Below are 13,535 nucleotides of genomic sequence, written 5' to 3'. Positions count from 1 at the left end.
CACCCCCGTCTGCCGAGGAGTCCGCGTGGCCCATTCCATTCAACGCCGCTGGTATCCGATTGCGGCGGCGATCGCCGCTCTGGTGCTGTTGCCGCTGAGTGTCCTGTTGCTGAGCTGGGGCGAGGTGGATCGCCAGATCTGGTCGCACCTCTGGGAGACCCAGTTGCCGCGCCTGCTCGGCAATACCCTGACGCTGGTGCTTGGGGTCAGCAGCGGTGTGGTGCTGCTTGGCGTCAGCCTCGCCTGGCTGACCGCGCTGTGCGAGTTCCCCGGCCGCAAGTGGCTGGACTGGGCGCTGATGCTGCCGTTCGCCATTCCGGCCTATGTGCTGGCCTTCGTGTTTGTCGGGCTGCTGGACTTTGCTGGGCCGGTGCAGAGCCTCTTGCGCGAGCTGTTCGGCAGCGCCCTGCGCCTGCCCCGGGTGCGCTCCACCGGCGGGGTGATTCTGGTGCTGGTGCTGGTCTTCTACCCCTACGTTTACCTCCTGGCGCGCAACGCCTTTCTCGCCCAGGGGCGCGGTCTGATGGAGGCGGCGCGGGTGCTTGGCCAGTCGCCCTGGCAGGCCTTCTGGCGGGTGGCGCTGCCGATGGCGCGTCCGGCGATCGGCGCGGGGCTGGCGCTGGCGATCATGGAAACCCTCGCGGATTTCGGTGCGGTGTCGGTGTTCAATTACGACACCTTCACCACCGCCATCTACAAGACCTGGTACGGCTTCTATAGCCTGTCCAGCGCCACCCAGCTGGCCAGCCTGCTGCTGCTGCTGGTGATGCTGGTGCTCTATGCCGAGCGCCGTTCGCGCGGGGCAGCGCGCACCGGCAACGAGCGCGCCCGGGCGGCGCCGCTGTATCGTTTGCGCGGCGTCAAGGCGCTGGCCGCCAGCGCCTGGTGCGGGCTGGTATTTCTCTGTGCCTTTGTGGTGCCGGTGCTGCAGCTGTTGGTGTGGTTCTGGCAGCGCGGGCGCCTGGATATCGATGAGCGCTATGTGGCGCTGATCCTGCACACCCTCTACCTCGGCGCCCTGGCGGCGCTGATTACCGTGGCGCTGGCCCTGCTGCTGGCCTTTGCCCGTCGCATGGCGCCGACCCGGCGCATGCACGGGCTGGTCGGGCTGGCCAATCTTGGTTACGCGCTGCCCGGCTCGATGCTGGCGGTGTCGATCATGCTGGCTTTCAGCTACCTCGACCGCGAGCTGGTGATCCCGCTCTCCACCGCGCTGGGCGGGGCGGGCAAGCCGCTGCTGCTGGGCGGTCTGGCGGCCCTGTTGCTGGCCTACCTGATCCGCTTCATGGCGGTGGCTTACGGGCCGCTGGAAAACAGCCTGGCGCGGATTCGCCCGTCGCTGCCAGAGGCTTCGCGCAGCCTGGGGGTGAGCGGATTGCCGCTGTTTGGTCGCCTCTACCTGCCGCTGCTGCTGCCCGGCACCCTGAGTGCGGCGCTGCTGGTGTTTGTCGATGTGCTCAAGGAAATGCCGGCCACCCTGCTGATGCGCCCGTTCGGCTGGGACACCCTCGCCGTGCGGGTCTTCGAGATGACCAGTGAAGGGGAGTGGGCGCGTGCTTCGCTGCCGGCGCTGAGTCTGGTGCTGGTCGGGCTGTTGCCGGTGATCGGCCTGATCCGCCGTTCGGCGCGCCGTTATGGTTGAACACCGCCCAGAGAGCGCGCCGATCGGCGCGCCTGCCATGTGACTGACGCGGATTGCGGCTACAATGCGCGCCATTTGACGCCCGCAAGGAATACCCCCATGGGACAGCACACCCCCCTGCATGACCTGCACCTGGCACTGGGTGCCAAGATGGTCGATTTCGGCGGCTGGGACATGCCGCTGCACTACGGCTCACAGGTCGATGAGCACCACCAGGTGCGTCAGGATTGCGGGGTTTTCGACATCTCCCACATGACCGTACTGGATCTGGCCGGTGCGGATGCGCAAGCCCTGCTGAGCCGCCTGCTGGCCGGCGATATCAGCCGCCTGCAGCGCACCGGTCAGGCGCTGTACAGCCTGATGCTCGACGCGCAGGGCGGCATCCTCGACGACCTAATCGTCTACCGCCTCGAACAGGGCTACCGTCTGGTGGTCAATGCCGCGACCCGCGACCAGGACCTGGCCTGGATCGAGGCACAGTGCGGCTCGCTGGACGTGTCGCTGCGCGAGCGTGACGATCTGGCCCTGCTGGCCATTCAGGGCCCCCATGCTCTGGAGCGCTGCAGCGACCTGCTCAGCCCTGCCCGCGCCGCGCTGCTGCGCGACCTGCCGCCGTTCCACGGCCTGGCCGAGGGTGACTGGTTCATCGCCCGCACCGGCTATACCGGCGAGGACGGTCTGGAGATTCTCCTGCCGGCTGAAGAGGCGCTGGAGTTCTTCAACGATCTGGTCGGCGCCGGCATTGCCCCGGTGGGCTTGGGCGCACGCGACACCCTGCGCCTTGAGGCGGGCTTCAACCAGTACGGCCAGGATATGGACCGCCACACCACCCCTCTGGAGGCTAACCTGGCCTGGTGCGTGGCCTGGGAGCCGGCCGCCCGTGACTTCATCGGCCGCCCGGCGCTTGAGGCGCAGCGCGATGCCGGCGGCGCCGAGCGCAAGCTGGTCGGTCTGGTGCTGGAGGAGCGCGCTGTGTTGCGTCCGCATCAGGGGGTACGCATCGCCGGAGTGGGCGAGGGCGAAATCACCAGCGGCAACTTCTCGCCCACCCTGGGCAAATCGATTGCCCTGGCCCGCGTACCGGTCGCCACCGGCGAGCGTGCCGAAGTGGAAGTGCGCGGCAAATGGTACCCGGTGCGCGTGGTCCGGCCGTGCTTCGTGCGCCACGGCAAGGCGCTGATCTGACCCTGCGGCCCGCCGCTGCGGGCCTTTCCCTACGCCGGCGCCCGGCGCCGCTTCGCAGAAGGATGCTCCCATGAGCCATACCCCGGCCGACCTGCACTACACCGACAGCCACTCCTGGGCCCGTCTTGAAGCCGACGGCAGCCTGAGCGTCGGTATCACCGATCACGCCCAGACCTCGCTGGGCGATGTGGTCTTTGTCGAACTGCCTGAGCCTGGCCGGCGCCTGAGTGCCGGTGAGCAGGTGGGGGTGGTCGAGTCGGTGAAGACTGCCTCGGACATCTACGCCCCGCTTGCCGGCACCATCACCGCCGTCAACGAGGCGCTGGCCGATGCCCCCGAGCGGATCAACGAAGACCCTTATGGCCAGTGGATCTACCGCCTGCAGCCGGATGATCTCGGCGCGCTGCAGACCCTGCTGGATGCTGCCGGCTATCAGGCCAGCTGCGTGGGGTAAGGCGGTAAGCAGGGGGGCTTTGGCTCATCCGTGCTCAGAGATTCGTCGCGTAATGTGATGTATCTCTTGCGAACTGCGACATGGCTTGTCGCGGGAGTGTGACAATGTGCGGGTGCGTGTTTCGCACCTCACATCAGGAGAAAAGGATGTCATCACACTGTTTCAGTGATCTTTCTGATCCTGCCCGCAGCATCTGGGCCAAGAGTGGCGAGCCTCAGGGACATGGACTCTTGGCTCACATGCTGGATGTTGCAGCCGTCGCGCTGACCTTGCTGGAGCATGAATCTCCCGCCACGATTCAGCGTATGGCCGCCGCGTTCGGCCTGCCCGTGACCGACTTTCCTCGCACAGTGGCTGCATTGGTTGGTCTGCATGATTTTGGCAAGGCGATTCCCGGTTTTCAGTGTAAGTGGGAGCAGGGGCGTCAACGGGTCGAGCAGGCGGGGCTGGCGTTTCATCCACAGTCTCTGCGGGTTGCTGACCATGCCATGGCCAGTGGCGCCCTCCTTGATCGCCTGCTGCGTGAACGCCTGCCTGACCCCGACTGGCGCTATGGCGCTCTGCAAGCGATTAGTGCGCATCACGGCTACAACATCCGTTCTGAGCGAGACTGGGAAATGCCGGCCTTTGAGGCGGCCGGTTGGGCTACGGCGCGTCAACTGCTGCTGGATGCCTATTGGACATGCTTGCAGCCGGTACAGCCCTCTGCGGTGGTGCCATCGTTACCGGCTGTCGAGTGGCTGGCTGGCCTGACCAGCATTTCCGACTGGATTGGCTCAAACCCCGAGTGGTTCCCCTTAGGTGAGCGTGCAGATGAGCTGGATAGCCACTTCGCCGCGGCTCGACATCTGGCTACTCAGGCGCTGCAGGCTATTGGCTGGCCAGCATTCGACAACCTGTTACAGGGTGATGCACCGACTGAGGTGCTGCTGGGCCAGATACTGGGTCGGTGCGAGCCGCTGACACCACGTCCACTGCAAGAGGCTGCCGAGCGCCTGCTGGCGGGTAATCAAGGGCCCGCGCTGTTGCTGGTGGAAGCGCCGATGGGCGAGGGCAAGACGGAACTGGCTTTTCTGGCCCATTTGCGCCTGCAGCGCGCAAATGGGCATCGCGGCTTGTATGTGGCGCTGCCAACCCAGGCCACCGGCAATGCCCTGTACGAGCGCGCGCTGACGTTCCTGCGTGCCTTCGCCGATGAGCGCCAGCTGGATATCCAGCTGGTGCATGGCGGGGCGATGCTGGACGAGCGGGTCGAGGCACTGCGTGACCAGCATCGTCTGCAGGGTATTCATGATGACAGCGAGCGGCACAGGGCAGCGGTCACCGCCTCCAGCTGGTTCTCGCGCCGACGCCGACCGCTCCTGTCACCCTACGGTGTCGGCACCGTGGATCAGAGCCTGCTGGCGGTGCTCAACGTCAAGCATCACTTCGTGCGCCTGTGGGGCCTGGCCAACCGGGTGGTGGTTCTGGACGAGGTGCATGCCTACGATACCTATACCTCCCAGCTGATCGAAAACCTGCTGCGCTGGCTGCGCCCACTCGGTGCTTCGGTAGTGCTGATGAGTGCCACCCTGCCGGCGGCTCGCCAGCGTGCGCTGTTGCAGGCCTGGGGCGTACAGGACGAAGTGCCGCCGCTGGCATATCCGCGTCTGCTGCTGGCGGATGTGCGCGGCGTGCAGGGTGAAACTTTCGAATCACGCCAGCAGGCGCCGATTCAGCTTCACCCCGTGGGCGAGTCGCTATCGGAGCTGGCGGCACTGGCGCTGTGTCTGCTGGAGGTGGAAGGGCATGGCGCGGTGATCGTCAATACCGTACAGCGCGCGCAGCAGCTGTACCGGTTGTTGCAGCAGCAGGGGGATGGCATCGAACTGCTGCTGTTCCATGCCCGTTTCCCCGCCGATGAGCGCAGTGCTCGTGAGAGGCAGGTGCTGGCGACCTTCGGCAAGTACGAAGACCAGCCGCCGCGCACGGGGCGTGTGCTGCTGATTGCCACTCAAGTGGCCGAGCAATCGCTGGATATCGACTTCGACTTCCTGATCAGCGACCTGGCTCCGGTCGATCTGATCCTGCAGCGTGCCGGCCGGCTGCACCGGCATCAGCGTGTGCGCCCGGCGGACCATGCGCAGCCCCGTCTGTGGGTGGCTGGTCTGTCGCCGGAGCGCTTGCCCGAGATGAAGGAAACCGCCTGGGAATTTGTCTACGACCTCTGGGTACTGGCACGCAGCTGGGCCTTTCTGTCACAGGAAAGCGAGCTGAAGCTGCCCGGCGATATCGACCGGCTGGTGCAGCGGGTCTACGACGACTCGCCGCTGCCGCCCGAGCTGGCGCAGGACATCCGTGACTTCATTGATGTCGAGGCAATGGGCCGGCACCTCGGCAAGCAGACCGATCAGAGCCGGCGCGCCAGCAACATCGTGCTGGATGCCGAGGACGAACCGCAGAGTGCCTATGCTGACAAGCCGCGTGGCAATGAGGAAGGCGAAGGGCAGGGGTTGGTGAACCAGACTCGGCTGGGTGAGGACAGCATCACCCTGATTCCGCTTCACCAGCTGGCCGCTGGCTGGAGTCTGCAGTCGGATGGCGAGGTCTTTGATCCCCAGCAGGCCTTGCCGCCGGCGCTGGCGCGCACGCTGTATGCCCGTCAGCTCAAATGCAGCCGCAAGGCGCTGGTGGCCCATTGCCGCCAGCAAGCGCTGCCCCCGGCTTTCAGCGAGAGTCCGCTGCTGTGCCATGCCTATCCGTTGCTGCTGCAGGACGGCCGCTGCCAGATCGGCCGGCTGCTGGTGCAGCTCGATCCTGAACTCGGGCTGCTGTACAGCACGCCTGAAACTTCCATCGACCGCGAGGAGGAATGATGAGTCCTCGATTCAACCTGCTGGATGAACCCTGGCTGCCCGTGCGCCTGCTGGATGGCCGGGTGTGCGAGGTCGGGCTGCTGGAGGCTTTCCAGCGCGCCAGCGAGATTCACTCGCTGGCGGAAACCGCGCCGCCGAGTCTGGTGGCGCAATACCGGCTGCTGCTGGCGATCACCCACCGCGCGCTGAGCTGCCAGCTTGGGCGCTGGAAAGATCGTGAGCGTGCGGCCTGGTTCCGTGAGGGGCTGCCGCAGGAGGCGATTGCCCGCTACTTGCAGCAATGGCGCGAGCATTTCTGGCTGTTCCATCCCGAGCAGCCGTTCATGCAGGTGGCGGCGCTGGCGCAGCTGGAGGAAACGCGCGACAAGCTCAAGCCCTGGACGCAGGTGTCGCTGGCCAGTGCCAGTGGCAATAACGCAGCAGTACTTGATCACTCGGTGGACACACTCCCTGTGTCTATCTCTCCTGCCTTCGCTGTGCGGACGCTACTCGGGTACCTGCAGTTTGTTCCGCCTGGGCTTGTTAAGTGTCTGCGTGATGCGGATAAGGCTGGGCCACTGGCTAATACGGCAGCGGTGCTGCCATTGGGACATACCCTGCAGCAAACATTGTGTCTTGCCTTGCACCCAGCGGGCCGAGTGGATGATCTCCCAAGCTGGGAAAGGCCAATTACCACTCGTGCTGACCTTCTGGCTGCAGCGACATTGGCTTCTGGGCCTAATGACCGCTACACCCGTCCTACCCGAGCTGTGTTGCTACGACCTCAGGATGGTGACTCCATTCAGTGGCTGCACTTTTGCGAAGGCTTGGGATTGACCGAGGACGTCATGGCACCTGACCCCATGGCTAGCTGGCGAGCAGGTAGCCCTGATCCAGTACGGTTGCGGTTTGAGGGTGGGCGTGCGTTCTGGCGAGATCTACCAGCTTTATTGCCCGATCCCGACCGCAAAATGGGCCATCCCGCCACGGTGCTGGGGTGGGCTAGCAGCCTGCACCGCGCTCGCGGGGATGAAGTGGGGTGGCAGTCTCTGTTGGTAGCTGGAGTGACGTGTAATCCCAAACGTGTTGCGGCGCTGTTGAGGTGGCGGAGTGAATCGTTGCGGTTGCCAAAGCAGGCGTTGATCTCTGCCGAGATTGCCAGCCATATCCGTGACTGCTTGGAAGAGCTTGAAACGTTGCACACCAAGTTGTGTGGCTACGGTGTGGCTGCCTTGGCCACCAGCATGCCCGACCCGGAGCACAAGGACACCCGTTCCCGCGCCCGCGCCCTGCTGGACGCCAGCGGAGCCACCCCCGCCTTCTTTGCCATCGCTGAACGTGGCCTGCCGCAACTGCTGGCGCTGGAAGCCAGTGGCGACGGCGATGCGCTGGTGCGGCACTGGGCCGGTGTGCAGCTGGCAGCGGCACGCGCCTGGTGGGATCAGTTGCAGGGCGTGCTGGGCCGCACCGCACGCGCGCTGCGCGCCGAGGCGCAGCAGTGGCCGAAATTCCAGGGCATCTGCAACAAACTCAAGCAAGTCGCGCAACCCGACCACAGCAAGGAGGAGGCTGTCGATGAGCAGCACTGAAACCGGCTATTCCCAGGCCTTCATCAACCACCTGCGCGAGGCCTTCGAGCGTGACAGCGCCGCGCGCGCCACCCTGCGCCGCAGTCTGGCGTTCGAGCCGGGTTGCTGGCCGCCGGCCTATCCCTGGGTCGAACGCTTCGTGCCGGCCGACTGCAGCGCCAGCTCCAGCCAGCGCCGCGCGCTGTATGCGGTGGCGGCGCTGTATGCCCGCCATCCGAAGCAGGGCAGCACCACGCTGGCCACCGCACTCGGCCAGCTGATGCGTGAGCGCGGCAGCGCCAGCATCGAGAAACGCTTCGTCGCCCTGCTGGCCGCCGATGCCGAAAACCTGATGGATTACCTGCGCCAGATCATCAGCCTGCTGGCCGCTGACGAGAAGACCATCGACTACGCCGCGCTGCTGGATGACCTGCGCGTGCTGCTCAACCCCTATGCCGACCCGGACTGGCGCGACCGCATCCGCCAGCAGTGGGCGCGTGCCTTCTACCTTGCCCTGAACCCACTTGCCCAGAACCCGAGCCCGGCCGCCTGAGCGGCCCGCCAACCCTGAGAGGGATGTCATGAGTCTGTTCGTCGAATTTCACCTGATCCAGAACTTCGCCCCGTCCAACCTCAACCGCGATGACACCGGCGCGCCCAAGGATGCGCTGTTCGGTGGCTATCGCCGGGCGCGGGTCAGCAGCCAGTGCCAGAAAAAAAATGTGCGGGACTGGTTCAAGAGCAGCGATCTGCTGGGGAATGAGGTTATCGGTGTGCGTACCCGTTATCTGGATCGCCTGCTGGAAACGGAGCTGAAAGCCATTGGGCTGCAGGACTGTTCGCTTTTCAATGAAGTGGTGAAGTTGTCAGCCAAGAGCAAGAAGAAGTCGGATGAGCAAGACAAGGCAGCTGATAAGGAAGACTCCGGTGAGAAGGCGCTTTCTTATCTGTTATTTGTGTCTGCTACAGAGGTTGAAAGTTTCCGAGCCGTGATTGCCGAGCATGCAGAGAGTCTGCTGGCTCTCGCTGGCAAGAAGAAGATCAAGCCCACCGACATTCCAGACGCTTTGAAGAAGGACACTCTGGCCTGCCTGGCACGCAGCCGGGCAGTCGATATTGCGCTGTTTGGTCGAATGCTGGCTGATCTGCGATCGGCCAACCAGTACGCTGCCTGCCAGGTCGCGCATGCCATCAGCACTCATAAGGTCGAGCGCGAATTCGACTACTTCACGGCCGTGGATGAGGCTCTGCGCCCGGATGAGAGCGGTGCGGCCATGATCAATTACACGGAATTCAACTCCGCCACCTTCTACCGCTATGCCGTGGTCGATGCCGGCAAGCTGCGCAGCAATCTGCAGGGCGACCGCGAGCTGACGCTGGCGGCGCTCAAGGCCTTCACCCAGGCGATGGTGCGCGCCATCCCCACCGGCAAGCAGAACACCTTCGCTGCGCACAACCTGCCGGCCTTCGTCGGCGTGTGCCTGCGCCATGCCAGCCCGATCAACCTGGCCAATGCCTTCGAGTCGCCGGTACGTCCGCAGGCGGACAAGTCGCTGACCGAGCAGTCGGTGCAGGCGATGGCCGAGCACGAAGGCAAGCTGGCCAACGTGTATGCCGATGCGCGCGATCGCTGGGCGGTGCTGGATCTGAGCACCGCCTGGCCGCAGGGCAAGGGCGAGGCGCTGGCAAACCTCGATGCGCTGGCCAGCTGGGTCAGCGAGCAGGTCGCCGCTGAACTGGAGGGCTGAGCATGGCCACCTTGCTGTTACGCCTGCAGGGGCCGATGCAGTCATGGGGCACCACCAGCCGCTTCGACGAGCGCGACACCCAGCTGGAGCCCTCCAAGTCCGGGGTGCTCGGCCTGGTGTGTGCCGCGCTGGGGCGTGATCGCAGCGAGCCGGTGGACGATCTGGCCGCCCTGCGCATGGGCGTGCGCATCGACCGTGAAGGCGTGCTGATGCGCGACTACCAGACTGCCACCGGCGTGCTGATCGCCAGCGGCAAGCCGGATCACAACCGCACCGTGGTCAGCCCGCGTTACTACCTATCCGATGCGGTGTTTCTGGTCGGGCTGGAAGGCGAGCGCCGCCTGCTGGCGCAGATCCAGCAGGCGCTGCTGACGCCGCACTGGCCGCTGGCGCTGGGACGCAAGGCCTTCGTGCCCGGCCAGCCGGTGGCGCTGGTTGATGCGCTGCAGGAGGCCGATCTGCGCAGTGCCCTGCTGGGCTGGCCGTCGCTGCTGGACAAGCCGGCGGCAAGCCAGCGTCTGCTGCTGGAAGATGCCGCCGAAGGCAGCGTGCGTCTCGACCAGCCGGTCGCCCCCTTCATCGAGCGGCGTTTCGGCCCGCGCTTCGTCAAACAGGAAGTGATCCATGCACCTCACCCGACTGACGCTTGACCCGCGCAGCGCCCTGGCGCGGCGCGATCTGGCCGACCCCTACGACATGCATCGCACGCTGACCCGCGCGTTCGTCAGCGGGGCGGACGACAGCCCGGCGCGCTTTCTGTGGCGACTGGAAGCCGGCAGCAATGCCTGGGCCACGCCGCAACTGCTGGTGCAGTCAGCCATGGCGGGAAACTGGGAGGTATTGCAAGCGCTGCCCGGTTATCTGCAGTGCGCAGCTGAATGCCGTGCGATGGATCAGACCGCCATGCTGCAGCCCGATCGGCGCTTTCGCTTTCGTCTGCTGGCCAATCCCACGGTGACCCGTGAGCGCAAGCGTTATGGACTGGTCGATGAGTCAGCACAGCTCGACTGGCTGGCACGTCAGGGCGAGCGCCATGGCTTTGCCGTGCTGGGTGCGCTAGTCACGGCCAGCGAGCGGCTGAACTGCCAGCGCAAGCATAGCCTTGGCATCGTATTGCAGCGTGTCTGCTTCGAAGGGCATCTGCAGGTACGCGATTGCGATGCACTGGCGGGTGCGTTGCTGGGCGGTATCGGTCCAGCCAAGGCGTTCGGGTGTGGCTTGTTGAGTCTTGGGAGCGCTTGATGCTGCCGCCGCTCAAGCCGTTGCCGATGAAGGATCGTATTTCGATGGTGTTCATCGACTACGGTCAGATTGACGTGCTGGACGGTGCGTTTGTGGTCATTGACCAGAACGGGGTGCGCAAGCATATCCCGGTGGGTTCGGTGGCCTGCATCATGCTCCAGCCCGGTACCCGTGTCTCTCATGCCGCCGTCAGGCTGGCCGCGACTGTTGGAACCCTGCTGGTCTGGGTTGGCGAGGCCGGGGTGCGCCTGTACGCCAGCGGCCAGCCCGGCGGGGCACGGGCAGATCGGTTGCTGTACCAGGCCAAGCTGGCGCTGGATGACGACTTGCGCCTGAAGGTGGTGCGCAAGATGTATGAGCTGCGCTTTCGAGAGAAAGCGCCGGAGCGCCGTAGCGTCGAGCAGTTGCGGGGTATCGAGGGCGCGCGGGTGCGTGAGATCTACAAGCAGCTGGCCCGCGAGTACGGTGTCAACTGGCGCTCGCGCAACTATGACTACACCGATTGGGACAGCGCCGATGTACCCAACCGTTGTCTGTCAGCAGCGACCAGCTGTTTATACGGATTGACGGAAGCGGCTGTCCTGGCCGCCGGCTATGCCCCGGCGGTTGGCTTCATTCATACCGGAAAGCCCTTGTCGTTCGTGTATGACATAGCTGACTTGTTCAAATTCGAAACAGTAGTGCCTGTAGCCTTCCGTATTGCTGCGAAAAATCCGCGCCAGCCAGATCGTGAAGTCCGGCTGGCCTGCCGCGACATGTTTCGATCCAGCAAGCTGTTACGGCGCATCATTCCCGCGATCGAGGACGTGCTGTCCGCCGGGGGCATCCAGCCACCCCCTGCGCCTGTGGAGTCGGTCCCGCCTGCTATCCCCAACCCTGACAGCTTGGGTGATGCTGGCCACAGGAGCCAGTGAATGACCTTCACCGTCGTGGTAACGGAGAGTATTCCACCGCGCTTGCGTGGTCGTCTGGCCATCTGGCTGCTGGAAGTTCGCGCTGGTGTGTATATCGGCGACGTGTCGCGTCGTACGCGGGAAATGATCTGGCACCAGCTTTGTGAAGGGAGCGAAGACGGTAATGTAGTGATGGCTTGGGCAAGTAATCACGAGTCCGGCTTTGAGTTCCAGACTTTGGGACCGAATCGCCGTATTCCTGTCGATTTTGATGGGTTACGGCTTGTCGCATTCCAGCCCGACAGCAAGGCTGATCTTTAACAAAAAAGTTGGTGGATTTTTCGGAGCCATATTTTTCTTTATGAGTCATATGGTTACGCTAAGTGTGTTCCCCGCGCCTGCGGGGATGAACCGCTATCTCGCGGATGATCGTCAGCCAGGGGCGCGTGTTCCCCGCGCCTGCGGGGATGAACCGGCCCGAGACATGTTCGGCATGTGGGCCGGTCTGTGTTCCCCGCGCCTGCGGGGATGAACCGACCAGCGGAGGCTCATTACTCAGAAGGCGGAGGTGTTCCCCGCGCCTGCGGGGATGAACCGTCAGACCGGCGGCTAAACGGAGCGAAGTACCAGTGTTCCCCGCGCCTGCGGGGATGAACCGCCCCAGGACGGCACCGCCCCGCGCCTGTGGAAGTGTTCCCCGCGCCTGCGGGGATGAACCGGCGTTCCTTATGTCGATGAAAGCGGACGGGAGGTGTTCCCCGCGCCTGCGGGGATGAACCGGCCTCGAGGGCGGTGGCGGCGGCGCCGGTGTCGTGTTCCCCGCGCCTGCGGGGATGAACCGCTCCTTGATGTGCTGCGGCACCTCGATCACCCGTGTTCCCCGCGCCTGCGGGGATGAACCGCCGTAGAAGTCGCTGTTCTTGTCTACTTTCAAGTGTTCCCCGCGCCTGCGGGGATGAACCGTCAATCCCAGGGTATGCGGCTAAGCGGGCCTGGTGTTCCCCGCGCCTGCGGGGATGAACCGCTGCTCCCACAGATCGTCAACCTTTGCCAGAGGTGTTCCCCGCGCCTGCGGGGATGAACCGCGCGGCCGGTACTAAGCAACTGCTCCAGGCGGGTGTTCCCCGCGCCTGCGGGGATGAACCGGGGGTAGTCATGGGCGCACTTCGCCAAACTGGGTGTTCCCCGCGCCTGCGGGGATGAACCGGACGTTGTGATCAAGCTGCGCATCGACGAGTTGTGTTCCCCGCGCCTGCGGGGATGAACCGGCCCCCAGCAAGAGCAACCGAAATAACGATGCGTGTTCCCCGCGCCTGCGGGGATGAACCGACTAACACTTCCTGTGTAACCGTTGGGGTCGAGTGTTCCCCGCGCCTGCGGGGATGAACCGGCACCGGTCAGGAACGAGTTCTGCGTGATGGCGTGTTCCCCGCGCCTGCGGGGATGAACCGTAGCCTCATCTGCTCTGTCAGCTGGTTCTTTCGTGTTCCCCGCGTCTGCGGGGATGAACCGGGTACAGTGCTGGGCGATGCCGACGCTCAGTCGTGTTCCCCGCGCCTGCGGGGATGAACCGTCGAGGATCTCGGCGAGTTCGGCGACCAGTCCGTGTTCCCCGCGCCTGCGGGGATGAACCGTAGCCTCATCTGCTCTGTCAGCTGGTTCTTTCGTGTTCCCCGCGCCTGCGGGGATGAACCGCGTTACGACGTGCGAGGCGATATGTCTGGACGGTGTTCCCCGCGCCTGCGGGGATGAACCGGCAGTCAAGGCTCATGGGACTGGCGCGCTGGCGTGTTCCCCGCGCCTGCGGGGATGAACCGCTCCGCGAGCGTCGGCAGTTCGTAGCCGTCCGGTGTTCCCCGCGCCTGCGGGGATGAACCGAGATTGTGTGAGGGTTAGCGTAACCGTCCGCCGAACCCATCTCCTCACGCCATCCAGATCGCGGCATGGTGTCCACCTGTTTTTTGGTGGA

At 64.8% G+C, this 13,535-nt stretch carries 11 protein-coding genes and 1 CRISPR repeat array; all 11 genes read left to right on the top strand.

Annotation, left to right across the window (positions count from 1 at the left end):
- The first annotated feature begins 25 nt into the window (after positions 1-25).
- The 11 genes from MXC11_RS08305 to cas2e all read left to right on the top strand — a co-directional run bounded on the left by MXC11_RS08305 (position 26) and on the right by cas2e (position 11,887).
- Positions 26-1,642, top strand: a complete 1,617-nt coding sequence (locus tag MXC11_RS08305) for an ABC transporter permease (RefSeq protein WP_250007931.1) — start codon at positions 26-28, stop codon at positions 1,640-1,642.
- A 99-nt stretch (positions 1,643-1,741) separates the two neighbouring features.
- Positions 1,742-2,827: a glycine cleavage system aminomethyltransferase GcvT gene (gene gcvT / locus MXC11_RS08300; RefSeq protein ID WP_250007925.1), complete on the top strand. Its 1,086-nt coding sequence runs from the start codon at positions 1,742-1,744 to the stop codon at positions 2,825-2,827.
- Between the two features lie 70 nt (positions 2,828-2,897).
- Positions 2,898-3,281: a glycine cleavage system protein GcvH gene (gene gcvH / locus MXC11_RS08295; RefSeq protein WP_250007919.1), complete on the top strand. Its 384-nt coding sequence runs from the start codon at positions 2,898-2,900 to the stop codon at positions 3,279-3,281.
- 104 nt (positions 3,282-3,385) lie between these two features.
- Positions 3,386-6,136, top strand: coding sequence for a CRISPR-associated helicase Cas3' (cas3, locus tag MXC11_RS08290; protein WP_462938113.1), 2,751 nt, complete (start codon positions 3,386-3,388; stop codon positions 6,134-6,136).
- A complete protein-coding gene (gene casA / locus MXC11_RS08285) occupies positions 6,133-7,704 on the top strand; it encodes a type I-E CRISPR-associated protein Cse1/CasA (RefSeq protein ID WP_349665506.1) in 1,572 nt (523 codons plus the stop codon). Before cas3 ends, casA begins: the two co-directional genes overlap by 4 nt.
- Positions 7,691-8,236: a type I-E CRISPR-associated protein Cse2/CasB gene (gene casB, locus MXC11_RS08280; protein ID WP_250007888.1), complete on the top strand. Its 546-nt coding sequence runs from the start codon at positions 7,691-7,693 to the stop codon at positions 8,234-8,236. The genes casA and casB overlap by 14 nt, the downstream gene beginning before the upstream one ends.
- Before the next feature lie 28 nt (positions 8,237-8,264).
- Complete coding sequence (gene cas7e / locus MXC11_RS08275; RefSeq protein ID WP_250007882.1) at positions 8,265-9,431, top strand: type I-E CRISPR-associated protein Cas7/Cse4/CasC; 1,167 nt, start codon at positions 8,265-8,267, stop codon at positions 9,429-9,431.
- Positions 9,432-9,433: 2 nt separating this feature from the next.
- Positions 9,434-10,081 carry a type I-E CRISPR-associated protein Cas5/CasD gene (gene cas5e / locus MXC11_RS08270; protein ID WP_250007875.1) on the top strand — a complete coding sequence of 216 codons (648 nt, stop codon included), beginning with the start codon at positions 9,434-9,436 and terminating at the stop codon, positions 10,079-10,081.
- On the top strand, positions 10,056-10,673 hold the full coding sequence (gene cas6e, locus MXC11_RS08265; protein ID WP_250007873.1) for a type I-E CRISPR-associated protein Cas6/Cse3/CasE: 618 nt from the start codon (positions 10,056-10,058) through the stop codon (positions 10,671-10,673). Before cas5e ends, cas6e begins: the two co-directional genes overlap by 26 nt.
- The gene (cas1e, locus tag MXC11_RS08260) at positions 10,673-11,587 is read left to right on the top strand and encodes a type I-E CRISPR-associated endonuclease Cas1e (protein WP_250007862.1); all 915 of its coding nucleotides are present in this window, start codon (positions 10,673-10,675) and stop codon (positions 11,585-11,587) included. The genes cas6e and cas1e overlap by 1 nt, the downstream gene beginning before the upstream one ends.
- Positions 11,588-11,887 (top strand): type I-E CRISPR-associated endoribonuclease Cas2e, encoded by a 300-nt coding sequence (gene cas2e / locus MXC11_RS08255; RefSeq protein WP_250007844.1) that lies wholly within the window; start codon positions 11,588-11,590, stop codon positions 11,885-11,887.
- Between the two features lie 64 nt (positions 11,888-11,951).
- Positions 11,952-13,444: direct repeats of the CRISPR family, unit length 29 nt; unit sequence GTGTTCCCCGCGCCTGCGGGGATGAACCG.
- Positions 13,445-13,535 lie beyond the last annotated feature (91 nt).

Origin of the sequence: Pseudomonas eutrophicaquae (assembly GCF_023544715.1) — a bacterium.
Taxonomy (GTDB): domain Bacteria; phylum Pseudomonadota; class Gammaproteobacteria; order Pseudomonadales; family Pseudomonadaceae; genus Geopseudomonas.
Note: the sequence above shows the minus strand (reverse complement) of the source record. Positions and strands in the feature narration are given on the sequence as shown.